We start from the raw sequence: 15621 nt of genomic DNA on the forward strand, positions 1-15621 counted from the left end.
AGGCTTAGGCCTTGACGTGTGCGGTGGCGTAGTCGATCGCCTGTTGCACGGTGGTGATTTTTTCAGCTTGTTCGTCAGGGATTTCCATTTCGAATTCGTCTTCCAGGGCCATGACCAGTTCCACGGTGTCCAGGGAATCGGCGCCGAGATCGTCGACGAAGGAGGATTCGATTTTGATGTCTGCTTCTGCAACGCCCAGTTGCTCAGCGACGATTTTCTTAACGCGTTGTTCGATATCCGACATGTTATGGCTCCAAAGTGTGTGTTACGGAAAGTGCGCGCATTTTATCAGGTTTGCGCGTCCGAATACTAATTTCGGTGTCTGCTGCTAATTCGACCGAAGCTGCTGCTAAAAGATGCGATTATAGACAAAAACGACCGTTGAATCATGCCACAAACGCCCGTCCCGTCTACCTTTCACATCAATTCATGTACATTCCACCGTTCACGTGCAGGGTCGTGCCCGTGATATATGCCGCTTGTGGCGAAGCCAGAAAGGCCACCGCCGCCGCCACGTCTTCCGGTTTGCCCAAGCGGGACAGGGGAATTTGCGTCAACAGGGCCGCGTGCTGCTCTTCGCTCAGGGCCTTGGTCATGTCGGTATCGATGAAGCCCGGCGCGATGCAGTTCACGGTAATGTTGCGGCTGCCGATTTCGCGCGCCAGGGCGCGGCTCATGCCTTCCACGCCAGCCTTGGCCGCCGCGTAATTCATTTGCCCCGGATTGCCCGACGACGCCACCACCGACGTGATATTAATGATACGCCCAGTTTTGGCTTTCATCATGCCGCGCAACACGGCGCGCGACAAACGGCCGACGGCCGACAGGTTCGTGGAAATGACGCTATCCCACTCTTCATCCTTCATGCGCATGGCCAACTGGTCTTGCGTGATGCCCGCATTGTTGACCAGGATCGACAGGCTGCCGTAGGTTTTCTGCACTTCATCGACGACGGCCGCGCAGCGCGCCGCATCGGTCACGTTCAGGACCAGCCCCTTGCCCGCCACGCCTTCGGCGGCCAGGTAATCGGTGATGGCTTGCGCGCCGCTTTCCGAGGTGGCGGTGCCGACCACGGTGGCACCCTGCTTGCCCAGTTCGGTGGCGATGGCGCGGCCGATGCCGCGCGAGGCGCCCGTGACCAGCACGACTTGATTTGCTAAATTCATGAGTATCCTTAAAAGCAACCGCGGCAGGCAAGCTGCCGCGATCTGATGTTTATTTGAGCTGCGTCAAAATGCGTTCCAGCGATGCCTGGTCGACGATGGCGTCGCCCACCAGCACCGGATCGATGCGCTTGGCCAGGCCCATCAGAACCTTGCCCGGACCGCATTCGATCACTTGCGTGATGCCGTCCGCCGCCACTTTTTGCATGGTTTCCACCCAGCGCACGGGGCTGGCCGCCTGGCGCACGAGCGCATCCTTGATGCCGGCCACGTCGTTGACGATGGCCACGTCGACGTTGTTGATCAGGGCGATTTGCGGCGCCGAGAACGTCAAGCCGGCCATATACTCGCGCAAGCGGTCCGATGCGGGCTTCAGCAGCGACGAGTGGAATGGCGCCGAGACGGGGAGTTTCATGGCGCGCTTGGCGCCCTTGGCCTTGGCCAGTTCGCAGGCGCGCTCAACGGCCGCCGTATGGCCGGCGATGACGACTTGCGCTGGCGCATTGAAATTGACGGGCTCGACCACCAGGGCCGGGTTTTCCGCCGCCGCTTCCGCACAGGCGGCGCGCACGTCGTCGTCCGACAGGCCCAGCACGACAGCCATCGTGCCCTGCCCGACCGGCACGGCTTCCTGCATCGCTTGCGCGCGGAAACGCACGAGCGGCACGGCGTCCTTGAACGAGATGACGCCAGCGGCGACCAACGCCGAATATTCACCGAGACTGTGACCGGCCACGACCGTCGGCACGGGGCCGCCAGCCGCCAGCCAGGCGCGATAAAAGGCCACGGCCGCCGTCAGCATCACCGGTTGCGTATTGGTGGTCAGATCCAGCTCTTCCTTCGGACCTTCGGCGATCAGCTTGCCCAGGTCGAATTGCAGGGCGTCCGACGCTTCGGCGACGGTCTGCGCAACCACAGGGTTGCCGGCGAAACCGTCGAGCATCGCAATCGCTTGCGAGCCTTGGCCTGGGAAAACAAATGCAAATTGTGTCATGGTGACTCCGTTTTTAATATTGTTGCGGGATTACATGCGCGCCAGCACGGCGCCCCAGGTAAAGCCGCCGCCCACGCCTTCCATCATGACATTGTCACCCTTCTTGACTCTGCCATCGCGCACGGCGATGTCGAGCGCCAGCGGGATCGAGGCGGCCGAGGTGTTGCCATGCTGGTCGACGGTGACCACCATCTTTGCCAAAGGCAAGCCGAGTTTCTTGGCCGTGCTGTTCATGATGCGGATGTTCGCCTGGTGCGGGATCAGCCAGTCGATCTGGTCCGACGTCATGTTGGCGTGCTCCAGGGCTTCGTGCGCAACTTTCTCCAGCACGGACACGGCCAGCTTGAACACGGCCGGGCCATCCATGTAGAGGAAGGCGCTGCCGTCCAGCGCGCCGCCAGCCAGGCTGCCCGGTACGCTGAGGATGTTCGAGTGGCGGCCGTCCGCATGCAGCTTGGTGGCCAGGATGCCCGGCTCTTTTGACGCCGTCATGACGATGGCGCCGGCGCCGTCGCCGAACAGCACGCAGGTGCCGCGGTCGTCGAAATTGAGGATGCGCGAAAACACTTCGGCGCCGATCACCAGCACGTTTTTATGCATGCCCGACTGGATGAAGCTGTCGGCCGTGGCGACCGCATACACGAAACCGCTGCAGACGGCTTGCACGTCGACGGCGGCGCAGTTGTTCGTGATGCCCAGCTTGTTTTGCACGATGCAGGCGGTGCTGGGGAAGCTGCCGAAGAAATCGGGGGTCGAGCTGGCGACGATGATCAGGTCCAGGTCGTTGCCGCTCAGGCCGGCCATTTCCAGGGCCTTTTTGGCCGCTTCCACGCCCAAGTCCGAGGAATTTTGCGTTGGCGCCGCGTAATGGCGCGCCGAAATGCCGCTGCGCGACACAATCCATTCATCCGAGGTCTCGATGCCCTTGGCGGCGAGCTGTTCGGTCAAATCCTGGTTGGTGACGCGCTTCTCCGGCAAGTAGCTGCCGGTACCGATAATTTTGCTGTAAGTTTTGCTAAAAACAGTCATGCAAATACCCGTCCACTAAATGGTAGAGCTTGTTGATGTAGGTTCGTCCGGTACTGGCGTGCGCGGCATCAGCTCGGCGATCAGGCTGGCCAGGTGTGCTTGCACGTCATTTTTTGCCGCATCAAAGGCGCGGCGCAAGGCCCATTCGAACGAATAGGCATCGGCGCTGCCATGGCTCTTGAAAACGAGACCACGCAAGCCCAGCAGGCTGGCGCCGTTGTAACGCGATGGATTCAGGCGGTTGCCGATGGCTTTCAGGGCCCCGCGGGCGATCAGTGCGCCCAGCATGGTAATCGGATTGCGCTTGAATTCGGAAGTGAGCACGTCTTTCATGAAGCGCGCCAGGCCTTCGATGGCTTTCAGGGTCACATTGCCGACAAAACCGTCACAGACGACGATATCGGTCGTGCCCTTGAAGATATCGTTGCCTTCCACGTTGCCGTAGAAGTTCAGCGCGCCACGCTCGTGGTCGGCCTGCAGCAGCTTCGAGGTGAGTTTCACCACTTCATTGCCCTTGATATCTTCCGTGCCCACGTTCAGCAAGCCGATCGTCGGGCGTTCGATACCTTCCATGGCGGACACGAGCACGGAACCCATGATGGCGAACTGGTGCAAGTGATGCGGTTCGCAATCGACGTTCGCGCCCAGGTCCAGCATGTAGGTCGGGCCGTTCTTTTGATTCGGCAAGATGCTGCAGATGGCCGGGCGGTCGACGCCGGACATGGTTTTCAGTACGTAGCGCGACACGGCCATCAGGGCTGCCGTATTGCCGGCGGAAACGGAGGCTTGCGCCACGCCGCTCTTGACCTGTTCGATGGCCACGCGCATGGAGGAATCCTTCTTGCGGCGCAGAGCCACTTCCAGGGGATCGTCCATGGTAACTTGTTCGGAGGCATGCAATACCGACAGGCGCGGATGCGTGTCGGCTTTATGTTTTTTCAGTTCGGCACGGATCACGTCTTCCAATCCAACAAGGATCAGTTCGGCTTCAGGCTCATGTTTTACGAAGGAAATTGCTGCGGGGATAGTGACTGAGGGACCGTGATCTCCGCCCATGCAGTCGATAGAAATTTTGATTGTCATTTGTGTTGATTCAATACCGCTGCGGGCGTGCGGCAAGATGTGAATCGGACTGGAGCATATGCAGGGCGCAGCATGTCATGCACCGCCTGAGCAAGCTTGATTCAAAATGACGGGTGCGCAAGATGAATTGCAGCCGATAAAAAAGAAGAAGCGGCGCCACGCCGAATAACCACGCAACACCGCTTTCATCTTACCCAACAAAAACGTCGATTACTCGTCGTTTTTGGTCTTCAACACTTTACGGCCACGATAGAAGCCGTTAGGGCTGATATGGTGACGCATGTGTGTTTCGCCGGTAACTGGCTCGACGCTCAATTGCGGCGCGACCAGGAAGTCGTGCGAACGGTGCATGCCGCGCTTGGAAGGGGTTTTCTTGTTCTGTTGAACTGCCATGATGACTCCTAATACATAAGTTCTAAAATTTTAGCACAATCGATTGGCAAATACATGCGAATCGAGTATCCCAGCGGCAAAGACTACCCGAAAATAGCCCGGACCGACATCGTTTATTACAATTACATTTCACTACACTTGCCATACTCGATTACTACACGCGTTTGACACGTTCCTTGATGGGGAAAACCCCTTTACTACTTTATTCTGGCTTCAAGTCTTTCAGTGCCGCAAACGGCGACTTCTTTTCAGTCTTGAGAGCATCGAGCTGCGCCGTATCGGGGCAGACGTCGTGTTTGGGTACCTGCGGCAGGGCCAGCAAGGCTTCATCTTCGATCAGGGCCGCGGCATCCATGCTGCGGCTGCCGACGATCACGTCGATCGATTCATCGTTGATGATTTCTTCGATCTCGTCCGCGTGCTCGTCATCCTTGCCCAGCATCAGAGTGGTCGTCGAATCAATTGCGTAAGCATACGGAGTCAGGCAGCGCTGGCAAACCAGCTGAACGGTGCCGTTGACCGACAAGGTCAGTTGTGGGTAGCCCAGCTTGCTGGTGCCGCCGACGATCTTCCAGGCGATCTCGCCGGAACTATCTGCACAATCCTTGGTCAACCGGGTCATTTCAGCGACAGGAGTTACACCCTCGCGGCTCCCGCTGATACGACAAAAATCAAAGGCGTCGATCACAAAAGCATTCATTGGTAGAAAATTTCCCCGGAAAACCTGCGATAATAACAGGGTTTTTAGCACGGAGTCAAAGGCTAAGCATCTTTTTTGACGCAATCATTGCCATCAACATGACAACTTCATCAACACCGTCATGCCGCATGGAGCCTCGTTGTGGGCTCTGCGCCTTGGAACCACGTGAAATTCCACTGACATCGACCAGCGCGGCCATGCCGGCCGCCATCCACTACCGAATGATACCAACTTCCGCCCCATTGCGCTTGATTCTTGCATCGAGTTCGACCTATCGCAAGGAATTGCTGGAACGCCTGCGCCTGCCTTTCGAGGTGGCCGTGCCCGATCTCGACGAAAGCCCCCTTCCAGGCGAAAGCCCCAGCGCCACGGCCCTGCGCCTGGCCCAGGCCAAGGCGCAAGCCGTGCTCGACCGCTACCCCGGCAGCCTCGTCATCGGCTCCGACCAGGTCGCCACCCTGGACGGCGCGCAGATCGGCAAGCCCGGCAACCATGCGCATGCCTTGCTGCAACTGCAAACCATGCGCGGACGCCAGACCGTGTTCCACACGGCACTTTGCCTGCTCGACGGCCGCCAGAATCCTCCCGTGGCGCAAGTGGAAGACGTCCAGACCCTCGTCACCGTGCGCGACTTGCCCGACGCCGAGCTGGACGCCTACCTGCGCATCGAGCAACCATACGATTGCGCCGGCAGCGCCAAGAACGAAGGCCTGGGCATCGCCCTGCTTGAATGCATCGCCACCACCGACCCGACCGCCCTCACCGGTTTGCCGCTGATCGCCCTCACCGGCATGCTGCGCAAGGCGGGCGTCACGTTTTTCACCATTTAATTTACCGACAATAACAATATGACCGGCACCCTGTACCTGATTCCCAACCACCTCGGCCTCTCCGACAGCCCGGCCGACCCGCTGGCCCACATCATTCCAGAGCAAGTACGGCAGATCACGTCGCAGCTCGATTATTTCGTTGCGGAAAACGCCAAGACGGCGCGCGCCTTTTTGAAATTGATCGGCAACCAGCATCCGCTGGCCAAGCCCTTGCAAGAGATCACGATTTCCGAACTCAACGTGAATACCCCGGCGCAAGCGCTGGCCGGCTTGCTGGCGCCCCTGCTGGCGGGACGCGATGCGGGCCTCGTGTCGGAAGCGGGCGTGCCCGCCGTGGCCGACCCCGGCGCCGACCTGGTGCGCCTGGCGCATCAGCACGGCATTAAAGTGCGTCCGCTGGTGGGCCCGTCGTCGATCCTGCTGGCCGTGATGGCCAGCGGCTTGAATGGCCAGAGCTTTGCATTCAACGGCTACCTGCCCACGGACGCCGCCCTGCGCGCCAAGCGCATCAAGGAACTGGAAAGCCGCTCGCGCAATGAAAAGCAAACTCAGCTATTCATCGAAACGCCGTACCGCAACGCCGCCATGCTGGAAGCCCTCGTGGCGCAATGCGCGCCATCGACCCTGATCTGCGTCGCCACCGACCTGAGCCTGGACACGGAAAGCGTGCAGACGTGGAATGGCGGACAGTGGAAAAAACAATTGGCCGCAGGCAAGGCGCCGGACTTCCACAAGAAACCGACCGTGTTCCTGTTGCTGGGACAGTAATCTCCCGACCATAAAAAAACGCCACGATCGAATGATGAACTGAACCCCGAAAGTTGGACACCAACTTTCGGGGTTTTTCTATGGCTAAGCATAGTACGCAGTTCAAGCTGGATGTGGTTCAGCAATGCATGCGGGGTGAGGCAGGAGTCCAAACAATCGCCCGGCAACATGGTCTGGATCATGCCATGGTTCGGCAATGGCTTCATTTATTTAACCTGCACGGACAGGCTGGCTTAAGCAAAAAGTTTAGCCACTACCCGGCCGAGCGACGGTTGCAGGTGCTCGAGCACATGTGGGCCAACCAGCTCTCCTATCGTCAGACCGCGGCGGTATTCAATATCCGTAGTCCCTCTTGCATCCCTGCCTGGGAGCGCTGCTATCATAGCGGTGGTATAGACGCCCTGAAGCCGCGACAGCGCGGCAGACCGACAAAGATGCCCACTTCTCAACCGCCCCAGCCTCAACCCCATGTGGATGATGCAACCCGTAGCCGCGAAGAACTGCTCGCCGAGGTGAATTTCTTGCGCATGGAGAACGCCTATCTAAAAAAGTTGAAAGCCTTGGTTCAGCAGCAAGAGCAGCAGACAACAGCGCGCAAAAAGCGCAAGTAGTTGGCGAACTAAGGCAACAATTTCCGCTGGCGGCCTTGCTCAAGCTCGCGGCCCTGCCGCGCAGCACCTTTTACTATCAGCAGAAGGTGGCGCAGGTAGCCGACAAGCATCAGGCACTGAAGCAACAAATTCGTTCCATTTTCGCCCGCCATCAAGGGCGTTATGGATATCGGCGCGTGACGTTGGCGATTCGGCAGCTGGGCCTGCAGGTCAATCATAAGACCGTTCAAAGGCAGATGGTCCAGTTAGGGTTGAGGTCCTTGGTGCGCCCCAAGAAATATCGCTCGTACAAGGGCGAAGTGGGGCAGGCGGCGGCGAATGTCTTGCAGCGCCAATTTCAGGCGCAGGCAGCCCATCAGAAATGGGTGACGGACGTGACGGAGTTTAACGTTGCCGGCGAGAAGCTGTATCTGTCGCCGGTGATGGACCTGTACAACGGGGAAATCGTGGCGTTTGAAACGTCCAGGCGGCCCGTGTTCAAACTGGTGAGCGCGATGCTCCAGAAAGCGCTGGCCAAACTGAAGGCGAAAGACAAACCCATGCTGCACTCTGACCAGGGATGGCAATATCGGATGCCTGCTTACCAGAAAATGCTGCGCGATAAGGGTGTGGAGCAAAGCATGTCCCGTAAGGGAAACTGCCTCGACAACGCAGCCATGGAAAGCTTCTTTGCCGTGCTCAAGACGGAGTTCTTCTACCTGAACAAGTTCAGCAGTGTCGATGAATTGCAGCGTGGCATCAAACAGTACATCCACTACTATAATCACGAGCGTATCAAGCTCAAATTAAAAGGGCTGAGTCCTGTGCAATACAGAACTCAGCCCTTGTCCACCTAGTAAATAAACTAAACCGTCCAACTATTTGGGGTCAGTTCAATGATCGTGGCGTTTTTTATTGCGGCGCTACCAAGCCGAGTATGACTACACTCTTCTTGTGCCCGTATTTTTCTGACCGCCCTTGCCCGTTTCCAATACGAACTTCGCGCCATCGTCGCGGCCCAATACCTTCACCAGGTACGGCATGACTTCGCGCAACATCGGCTCCAGCGTGTACGGCGGATTCAAAATGAACATGCCGCTGCTGTGCAAGCCAAAACCGTCCGGCGACGGGGTGTTGACCGTCAGGGTCACATGCAGCCAGTCCGAGCTGGGCAATTGCTTGAGCTTGTCGGCGAACTGGCGCGATTCCATGCGCTGCAGCACCGGGTACCAGACGGCATACATGCCCGACGGGAAACGCACGAGGGCATCGGCCAGGGTGTCCTTGACCTTGCGGTAATCCATCTTGTCTTCATACGGCGGGTCAATCAGCACCAGTGCGCGGCGCGATGGCGGCGGCAGCAGGGCTTTCAGGCTCTGGAAGCCATCTGCCTTGGTGATGAGCACGCGCTTGCCGCGCACGGTAGGACGCTCGCCCTGGGCCAGCGCATGCGCCTCGACCTTGCGGAAGTTGTCGGCCAGAATCTTTGCATCGGCTGGATGCAGCTCGAACAGGCGCAGACGGTCTTGCTCGCGGCTGACCTTGTCGGCGCAGTACGGCGAACCCGGGTAGTAGCGCATCTTGCCGCTCGGATTCATTTCCTTGATCAGTTTCATGTACTCGGCCAGCGAGGCCGGCAGGTCCGTGCGGTCCCACAGGGGCGCGATGCCCGTTTCGTACTCGGCATTTTTCGAGGCATAACCACCGTCGAGCGCATATACGCCCGCGCCGGAGTGGGTATCGATATAACTATAGGCGGTATCTTTTTGATTCAGATATTGCAACAACTGAATCTGCACATAATGCTTCAACACATCGGCGTGATTACCCGCGTGAAAGGCGTGGCGGTAACTCAACATAAGCTGGCTAATTCCATAATAAAAAAAATAAAGGCGGGAGCGCTGACACCGGGCAGGGCATGAAAACAGACTGGAGGGGTCAGGCTGCGGGGCCAGGAAACAGCATGGACCAGCGTAATCAGCGCGCAATTACCAGCATTATCCACCAGAAAGGTCGATTGCATCAAAAAACACGGCTAAACAAGCTCATGCATTACCAGGACTGGCGTCGCCGGGCGCGGTAGAATACGCGCATCGGGCGCCCGGCGCCCATCCGCCCTACTATATAGATACGACCATGCACAGTCTGACCCTCACGACCGACAACCGCGCCGACGTCGCCACAGCCCTGGCCGGCCCGCGCTGGACGGTGGCCTGCCTGTGCGCGCTGTGGTGCGGCACTTGCGGCAGCTACCGCGCCACGTTCGAGGAACTGGCCGCGCGCCACCCGGACACCGTCTTCGTCTGGATCGACATCGAAGACCAGGCCGACGTGGTGGGCGACCTCGACATCGACAACTTCCCCACCCTGCTGATCCAGCACGAAGACAACGTGGCCTTCTTCGGCACCGTGCTGCCCGACGGTGGCCTGGCGCACCGCATGGTGCAGGCGCAGCAAGCGCTCAGCGGGGACGAACTGGCGGCGCTGGCCAGCAGCACGCAGGAACGGCGCGACTGGCAACGCGACTGCAATCTGCGTCATTTACTGGCCGCCACCCTGGCTTGATGTAAATCAACTCAGGCGCAGCGGCAGGCTGCGCAGCCTTTTCCCCGTCAAACTGAACACGGCGTTGGCCACGGCCGGCGCAATCGGCGGCGTACCGGGTTCGCCCACGCCTTCCGGGTGTTCCGCGCTGGCGATGATGATGGTTTCCACCTCGGGCGTTTGCCCCATGCGCAGCACGGGATAGTCGTGGAAATTGCTCTGCTCGACTTTGCCCTCCTTGAAGGTGATCTCGCCGCCCAGCGCCGCCGACAGGCCGAACAGCACGGCCGATTCCATCTGCTGGGCGATGATGTTCGGATTGACGGCGATGCCGCAATCGATGGCGCACACCACGCGCTGCACGCGGATTTCGCCGTTTTCCACCGACACCTGCGCCACTTGCGCAACGATGCTGCCGAACGACTGGTGCAAGGCCACGCCATGCGCATGGCCGGGCGGCGGAGTGCCTGCCCTGGCAACGGCCGCGTCGAGCACGGCCAAATGGCGCGGATGCTTCACCAGCATGGCGCGGCGGAAGGCGATGCCGTCTTGTCCCGCCGCGTGCGCCAGTTCGTCGATAAAGCTTTCCTTGAAGAACGCGTTGTGCGAGTGGCCCACCGAGCGCCAGTAGCCGATCGGCACGGGGCTGTCGGCGATCACGTGGGCGATGCGCTGGTTGGCGATTTCATACGGCATGTCGAATTCGCCTTCCGCCGTGGTCTTGTCCGGGCCAGCGCCGGGCAAGCCGAAATTGCGCTGCAAAAACTGGTGCGTGATGGAGCCGCTGACGGATTTATTGTCCCAGGAAGCGATGCGGCCATGCTCGTCGAGGCGGGCCGCAAAGCGGGCCAGCGCGGCGGGACGGTACATATCGTGCCTGGTATCCTGTTCGCGCGTCCACACCAGCTGCACCGGCGCGCCACCGCACTGCAGCGCAATGGCCACGGCTTGCGCGATCATGTCCACTTCCAGGCGGCGGCCGAAACCGCCACCGAGCAACAGCACCTCGATCGTCACATCGTTCGCATCGACGCCGGCCACTTTCGCCGCCACGTCGACGGCGATGCCGGGCGCCTGCGTCGAGACCCACAGCATCACCTTGCCATTTTTCACCTGCGCGGTGCAGTTGACGGGTTCCATGGCGGCATGCGCGAGGAACGGCGCGCGGTACTCGGCGCTGACCTGACGCATGCCCTGCACGGCTTTACCTTCCACTTCGCCACTGGCGTGATAGGCATAACCGGCTTCAGTGTCTAACAGGCGGGCAAACTCCGCATACACGCCGGCGCTGGACAAATTCGCCTGCGGGCCAGCCTTCCATTGCGTCGGCAAGGCGGCGGCCGCCTGCTTGGCGCGCCACCAGGTGTCGGCCACCACGGCGGCGCACGAGACGCTGCGCTGGGCCAGCTGCGGCGTCAGGTCCAGCACCTTTTTCACGCCGGGCATGGCCAGCACCGGCGCCGCGTCGAAGGCGGACAGGGTATCGCCCAGGCGCGGCGGCAGATGCAGGGCCGCGTACAGCATGCCGGGCGGGCGCGCATCGATGCCGAAACGCGCGCTGCCATTGACTTTCGATGGCGTGTCGCGGCGCGGCGCCGGCTGGCCGATCAGTTTGAAATCCTTGGGCGACTTCAGCACGGGCGTGCCCGGATCGATGGCGGCGGCGCGCTGCGCCAGGCTGGCGTAGCTGGCGCGCCGGCCATCCGGGTGCAGCACTTCGCCATTTTCCGTGCGGCACTGCGCGGCCGGTACTTGCCACAGCGCGGCAGCGGCCCCCACCAGCATGGCGCGGGCCGACGCTCCCGCCTCGCGCATGGGGCCCCAGCCATCCTTCACGCTTGACGAACCGCCCGTGACGATCACGCCCAGTTCGCGCGCCGCCTTGGCGACCGTCCACTGGGCCAGCGCTTTGACGCGTCCGTGGTCGTCCGGGTGGAATGGCAAGCCATCCTGGAGCATGGCCACATTGCCGAAGATTTTATCCATGGGCGCCTGGATCAGCTTGACGCTGGCCAGCGGCACGTCGAGTTCCTCGGCCACCAGCATCGGCAAGGCCGTGTGCACGCCCTGCCCCATCTCGCTGCGCGGCATGGCCAGAATGACGCTGCCGTCGATTTGAACGGCCAGCCAGCCATTCAGCGCCACGGCGCCATCGGCCACCGGCAGCGGCGCGCTGCCATGCAGGCGCTGGCGCGGCGGCAGCACGCCCCAGCCCAGCACCAGGGCACCCACGCCGGCCACGCCGAGACCCAGACCGCCGAGCAGGAAACGGCGGCGCGAGGTGTTTTTTTCTGCGGCCATGGGATACCCTTTATTCGTTAGTGATCGATCCAGCGCTCCAGCATATCCTGAGCCAGCACCGGACGGCTATAAAAATAACCTTGCGCCAGCTTGCAGCCATGGCGCAGCAGGAAAGCGGCCTGCTCTTCCGTCTCGACGCCTTCGGCGATCACCGACAATTGCATGCTCTTGCCCAGCTGGATGATGGCAATCGCAATCGCTTCATCATTGACGTCCGTCGAGATATCCTTGATGAAGGAACGGTCGATCTTCAGGGTTTGCACAGGCAGCTGTTTCAGATACGCGAGCGAGGAATAGCCGGTGCCGAAATCGTCGATGGCCAGGCCCACGCCGATGGCGTGCAAGTCGTTGATGAAGCCGAGCGCGTCGCCCGTGTTCATGATGACGGACTCCGTCACTTCCAGCTGCAGCCGCTGGGGTTCCAGCCCCGTTTCTTTCAGAATGTCGGCCACCATGCCGGCGATGCTGCCCCGCTCGAACTGTTTTACCGACAGATTCACGGCCATCTTCGGCACGTGCAAGCCCTGCGCCTGCCAGCGCATCATCTGGCGGCACGCCTCGTCGAGCACCCATTTGCCCAGCTGGTTGATGAAGCCGCTGTCCTCGGCCAGCGGAATGAAGCGCGCCGGCGGCACCAGGCCCAGTTCAGGATGGTTCCAGCGCACCAGCGCCTCGACGCCGACCAGCCGGCCCGTGTCGATTTCCACCTGCGGCTGGTAATTGAGGAACATCTCGTTCTTTTCCAGCGAGCGGCGCAAAAAGGTTTCCAGGCGCAGCCGCTCGACGCCTTCGCCCGTCATCGACGGCGCATAGAAGCGGTAGCCGTTGCGCCCGCGCGCCTTGGCCTGGTACATGGCCACATCGGCATTGCGGATCAACATGTTCAAGTCCAGCGCATCATCCGGATACAGGCTGATGCCCACGCTGCAGGTGACGAACAGTTCGTGATCGGCCACCGTGAACGGCTGGTCGAACATGGTCATCAGCTTTTCCGCCACCTGCGTCGCGCCATACTCGCCGTCGACGCGTTCGAGCAGGACGATGAACTCGTCGCCGCCCAGGCGCGCCAGCGTATCTCCTTCGCGCAGGCGGGCCGCCAGCTGGCCCGCCACCTTTTGCAGTAATTCGTCGCCCACATGGTGGCCCAGGGTGTCATTGACGTTCTTGAAGCGGTCCAGGTCGATGAACAGTACGGCCAGCTGCTCCTGGTCGCGCGCGGCGCGCAACAGCGCGTGCTGCAGGCGGTCGTGGAACAGCAGCCGGTTCGGCAGCGCCGTCAGCGGATCGTGGTGGGCCATGTGGTCGAGCTTTTCCTGCGACTCCTTGATCAGGGTAATATCGCTGAACACGCCCACGTAATGCGTGGTGCCGGCGCGCGCGTCGCGCACGGCGCTGATGGTCAGCCATTCCAGGTACAGTTCGCCATTCTTGCGCTGGTGCCAGATTTCGCCGCGCCAGAAACCGCTGGCTTTCAATTCGTTCCACATGGCCTCGTAGAATGCAGCGTCATGGCGCGCCGAGCGTGTCAGCGAAGAGTGCTGGCCCACCGCTTCGGCTTCGGTGTAGCCGGTGATTTGCGTGAAGGCCGGGTTGACGGTGACGATGATGCCGCTGGCATCGACCACCATCACGCCGTCGGCGATATGTTCGAGCACGGTGGCCGACAAACGCAGTTTTTCCTCGGCTTCCTTGCGCGCCGTGATGTCGGCATACACCCAGATACTGCCTTCATTGGGGCGCAGCGGATCGAGCGCGCAGCCGCTCACCAGCGCCCAGAACAGGCTGCCGTCGCGGCGCTGGTACTGGCGCTCCTCGCTGAAGTCGCCACCCATGGCCAGCGCCGGATACTGACGCTCGCCCGCGTCCTCGAAATCATACGAACTGGTAAACACGATGGCCGTCGAATTGCCCGTCATCTCGGCATGGTCGTAGCCGAACAGTTCCTCGCAGCGGCGGTTGACGGAAATGATGCGGCGGTGGCGCACGAACATCACGCCGAACATCACGTTGTCGAGAATCGCGCTCTGCTCCGTCAGCAGCGCTTCGATGCGCATCTCGTGGTGCTTGCGCTGGCTGATGTCGGCGATGATGCCGTCGACCCAGGTGACGCCCTGCTCGCCCGCCTGCGGCTGGCCATTCTCGGCCACCCAGCGCTCGATGCCGAAGGCGTCGAAGATGCGGTATTCCAGCGCGTACGGCCGTACCTCGGCCACCGCCTGGCCGACGGCACGGCGGTGCGCGCGGCGGTCTTCCGGGCAGATCAGGTCTTCCCAGGCATGCGTGGTGCCGCGCATGAACTGGCGTGCCGAATAGCCGGAAATGTCTTCGATGGCGTCGCTGACGAAATCGATGGGGCCATCGGGCCGGTAACGGAAGACGGCACCCGGCACCTGCGTGACGATGGTGCGGAAACGCTCTTCGCGCTGGCCCACGTCCTCGAACAGCTGGCCGATGGCCGCGCGCATTTGCTCAAGCTGGGCCGTCAGGCGGCCCAGTTCGTCATTGCTGTGCGAGGTCAGGGGCGTATCGAAATCGCCGTGCGACAGGCGGTCGGAAAAACGCGTCAGGCGGCGCAGGGGTTTGAGCAGACGGCGGTTCAGGAACAGCACGATCAGCGCCATCGACACGGCCAGTTGCGCGCCCAGCACGAAGATATACGCCATCTGCTTTTCGCGCAGCTCCTGCTGGCTGCGCGCATCGTCCATCTCGACGACGACGTGGCCGATGCGTTCGCCGCGCACGAGGATGTCGCGCTCGGCGCGGTACAGATTGCCCACGGGCCGCTGCGGCGCCTGCAGGCTGATGAATTCCGTGTCGCCCTGCCCCAGCACTTTCACCAGCAGCACGGAGCGGTCGCGCATCACCGACTCGACCAGCGAGTGGGCCGATTCCGCATTCATGTTCCACAGCGACTCCTGCATGCCCAGCGCCAGGATGTCGGCATTGCGCTGCAAGGCTTCGTTCAGGCTGGTGCGCGCCGACTGGCGCTCATGCACGCCGACCAGCACATAGCTGCCGAAGGTGGCGGGCACGACGAGGCCGCCAAATACCACCAGCAGCAAGGCGCCATAGATCGACGAGCCGTACAGCACGCGCAGGCTGGCGCGCAGGCGCTGGTAAGGTGAATTAAACATGCGGCAACAGGGCAACAGGGATCAGGCGGGCGATCATTGACTTTACAGGGGAATCGGGTGGTCAGGCGGGAAGAAACTTTATGAGGAGCAAT

General features: G+C 61.0%; 15 protein-coding genes. 4 read left to right on the forward strand and 11 right to left on the reverse strand.

All coding sequences use genetic code 11. The features are described 5' to 3' along the window. Positions 1–4: 4 nt before the first annotated feature. The 8 genes from acpP to FG13_RS30425 all read right to left on the reverse strand — a co-directional run bounded on the left by acpP (position 5) and on the right by FG13_RS30425 (position 5561). A complete protein-coding gene (gene acpP, locus FG13_RS09165) occupies positions 5–244 on the reverse strand; it encodes an acyl carrier protein (RefSeq protein WP_008449912.1) in 240 nt (79 codons plus the stop codon). A 178-nt stretch (positions 245–422) separates the two neighbouring features. Further along, the gene (gene fabG, locus FG13_RS09170; protein WP_035820245.1) at positions 423–1166 is read right to left on the reverse strand and encodes a 3-oxoacyl-ACP reductase FabG; all 744 of its coding nucleotides are present in this window, start codon (positions 1164–1166) and stop codon (positions 423–425) included. Between the two features lie 49 nt (positions 1167–1215). Beyond that, the gene (gene fabD, locus FG13_RS09175; protein WP_035820249.1) at positions 1216–2157 is read right to left on the reverse strand and encodes an ACP S-malonyltransferase; all 942 of its coding nucleotides are present in this window, start codon (positions 2155–2157) and stop codon (positions 1216–1218) included. Positions 2158–2187: 30 nt separating this feature from the next. Then, on the reverse strand, positions 2188–3186 hold the full coding sequence (locus FG13_RS09180; RefSeq protein ID WP_035820251.1) for a beta-ketoacyl-ACP synthase III: 999 nt from the start codon (positions 3184–3186) through the stop codon (positions 2188–2190). Between the two features lie 15 nt (positions 3187–3201). Further along, on the reverse strand, positions 3202–4269 hold the full coding sequence (plsX, locus tag FG13_RS09185) for a phosphate acyltransferase PlsX (protein WP_035820253.1): 1068 nt from the start codon (positions 4267–4269) through the stop codon (positions 3202–3204). Between the two features lie 210 nt (positions 4270–4479). Next, positions 4480–4662 carry a 50S ribosomal protein L32 gene (gene rpmF, locus FG13_RS09190; protein WP_034749653.1) on the reverse strand — a complete coding sequence of 61 codons (183 nt, stop codon included), beginning with the start codon at positions 4660–4662 and terminating at the stop codon, positions 4480–4482. Between the two features lie 202 nt (positions 4663–4864). Continuing rightward, positions 4865–5362 (reverse strand): YceD family protein, encoded by a 498-nt coding sequence (locus FG13_RS09195; RefSeq protein ID WP_034779242.1) that lies wholly within the window; start codon positions 5360–5362, stop codon positions 4865–4867. A 55-nt stretch (positions 5363–5417) separates the two neighbouring features. Continuing rightward, complete coding sequence (locus tag FG13_RS30425; protein ID WP_161784168.1) at positions 5418–5561, reverse strand: hypothetical protein; 144 nt, start codon at positions 5559–5561, stop codon at positions 5418–5420. Positions 5562–5583: 22 nt separating this feature from the next. Between FG13_RS30425 and FG13_RS09200 the strand changes: the two genes are divergently transcribed. The 3 genes from FG13_RS09200 to FG13_RS29380 all read left to right on the forward strand — a co-directional run bounded on the left by FG13_RS09200 (position 5584) and on the right by FG13_RS29380 (position 8407). Continuing rightward, positions 5584–6192 carry a Maf-like protein gene (locus FG13_RS09200; protein WP_035820255.1) on the forward strand — a complete coding sequence of 203 codons (609 nt, stop codon included), beginning with the start codon at positions 5584–5586 and terminating at the stop codon, positions 6190–6192. An 18-nt stretch (positions 6193–6210) separates the two neighbouring features. Further along, positions 6211–6960: an SAM-dependent methyltransferase gene (locus FG13_RS09205; RefSeq protein WP_035820257.1), complete on the forward strand. Its 750-nt coding sequence runs from the start codon at positions 6211–6213 to the stop codon at positions 6958–6960. An 80-nt stretch (positions 6961–7040) separates the two neighbouring features. Continuing rightward, positions 7041–8407 (forward strand): IS3 family transposase gene (locus tag FG13_RS29380; protein ID WP_425252161.1). Its coding sequence is split into 2 segments (ribosomal slippage): positions 7041–7541 and positions 7544–8407, totalling 1365 coding nucleotides; the frame shifts between segments, so codons are not numbered across the junction. 84 nt (positions 8408–8491) lie between these two features. On the opposite strand, the gene FG13_RS09220 is transcribed toward FG13_RS29380, so the two are convergent. Beyond that, positions 8492–9409, reverse strand: coding sequence for a 23S rRNA (adenine(2030)-N(6))-methyltransferase RlmJ (locus tag FG13_RS09220; RefSeq protein ID WP_034749665.1), 918 nt, complete (start codon positions 9407–9409; stop codon positions 8492–8494). Between the two features lie 277 nt (positions 9410–9686). On the opposite strand from FG13_RS09220, the gene FG13_RS09225 reads away from it, so the two are divergent. Beyond that, positions 9687–10115 carry a thioredoxin family protein gene (locus tag FG13_RS09225; protein WP_035820264.1) on the forward strand — a complete coding sequence of 143 codons (429 nt, stop codon included), beginning with the start codon at positions 9687–9689 and terminating at the stop codon, positions 10113–10115. Positions 10116–10121: 6 nt separating this feature from the next. Here FG13_RS09225 and FG13_RS09230 read toward each other — a convergent pair whose 3' ends face one another. Then, complete coding sequence (locus FG13_RS09230) at positions 10122–12395, reverse strand: xanthine dehydrogenase family protein molybdopterin-binding subunit (RefSeq protein WP_035820266.1); 2274 nt, start codon at positions 12393–12395, stop codon at positions 10122–10124. A 17-nt stretch (positions 12396–12412) separates the two neighbouring features. Then, positions 12413–15529 (reverse strand): EAL domain-containing protein, encoded by a 3117-nt coding sequence (locus FG13_RS09235; RefSeq protein ID WP_035820268.1) that lies wholly within the window; start codon positions 15527–15529, stop codon positions 12413–12415. Positions 15530–15621: the final 92 nt, after the last annotated feature.

Origin of the sequence: Janthinobacterium sp. RA13, from assembly GCF_000745325.1 — a bacterium.
In the GTDB taxonomy this organism is placed as follows: domain Bacteria; phylum Pseudomonadota; class Gammaproteobacteria; order Burkholderiales; family Burkholderiaceae_D; genus Janthinobacterium; species Janthinobacterium rivuli.

Coding starts and splice junctions, on each gene's coding strand:
- rpmF (WP_034749653.1), bottom strand. CDS start 4,662: ATGGCAGTTCAACAGAACAAGAAAACCCCTTCCAAGCGCGGCATGCAC.
- fabG (WP_035820245.1), bottom strand. CDS start 1,166: ATGAATTTAGCAAATCAAGTCGTGCTGGTCACGGGCGCCTCGCGCGGC.
- FG13_RS09235 (WP_035820268.1), bottom strand. CDS start 15,529: ATGTTTAATTCACCTTACCAGCGCCTGCGCGCCAGCCTGCGCGTGCTG.
- FG13_RS09200 (WP_035820255.1), top strand. CDS start 5,584: ATGATACCAACTTCCGCCCCATTGCGCTTGATTCTTGCATCGAGTTCG.
- FG13_RS09230 (WP_035820266.1), bottom strand. CDS start 12,395: ATGGCCGCAGAAAAAAACACCTCGCGCCGCCGTTTCCTGCTCGGCGGT.
- FG13_RS09195 (WP_034779242.1), bottom strand. CDS start 5,362: ATGAATGCTTTTGTGATCGACGCCTTTGATTTTTGTCGTATCAGCGGG.
- FG13_RS09225 (WP_035820264.1), top strand. CDS start 9,687: ATGCACAGTCTGACCCTCACGACCGACAACCGCGCCGACGTCGCCACA.
- fabD (WP_035820249.1), bottom strand. CDS start 2,157: ATGACACAATTTGCATTTGTTTTCCCAGGCCAAGGCTCGCAAGCGATT.
- plsX (WP_035820253.1), bottom strand. CDS start 4,269: ATGACAATCAAAATTTCTATCGACTGCATGGGCGGAGATCACGGTCCC.
- FG13_RS09180 (WP_035820251.1), bottom strand. CDS start 3,186: ATGACTGTTTTTAGCAAAACTTACAGCAAAATTATCGGTACCGGCAGC.
- FG13_RS09220 (WP_034749665.1), bottom strand. CDS start 9,409: ATGTTGAGTTACCGCCACGCCTTTCACGCGGGTAATCACGCCGATGTG.
- FG13_RS30425 (WP_161784168.1), bottom strand. CDS start 5,561: ATGGCCGCGCTGGTCGATGTCAGTGGAATTTCACGTGGTTCCAAGGCG.
- FG13_RS09205 (WP_035820257.1), top strand. CDS start 6,211: ATGACCGGCACCCTGTACCTGATTCCCAACCACCTCGGCCTCTCCGAC.
- acpP (WP_008449912.1), bottom strand. CDS start 244: ATGTCGGATATCGAACAACGCGTTAAGAAAATCGTCGCTGAGCAACTG.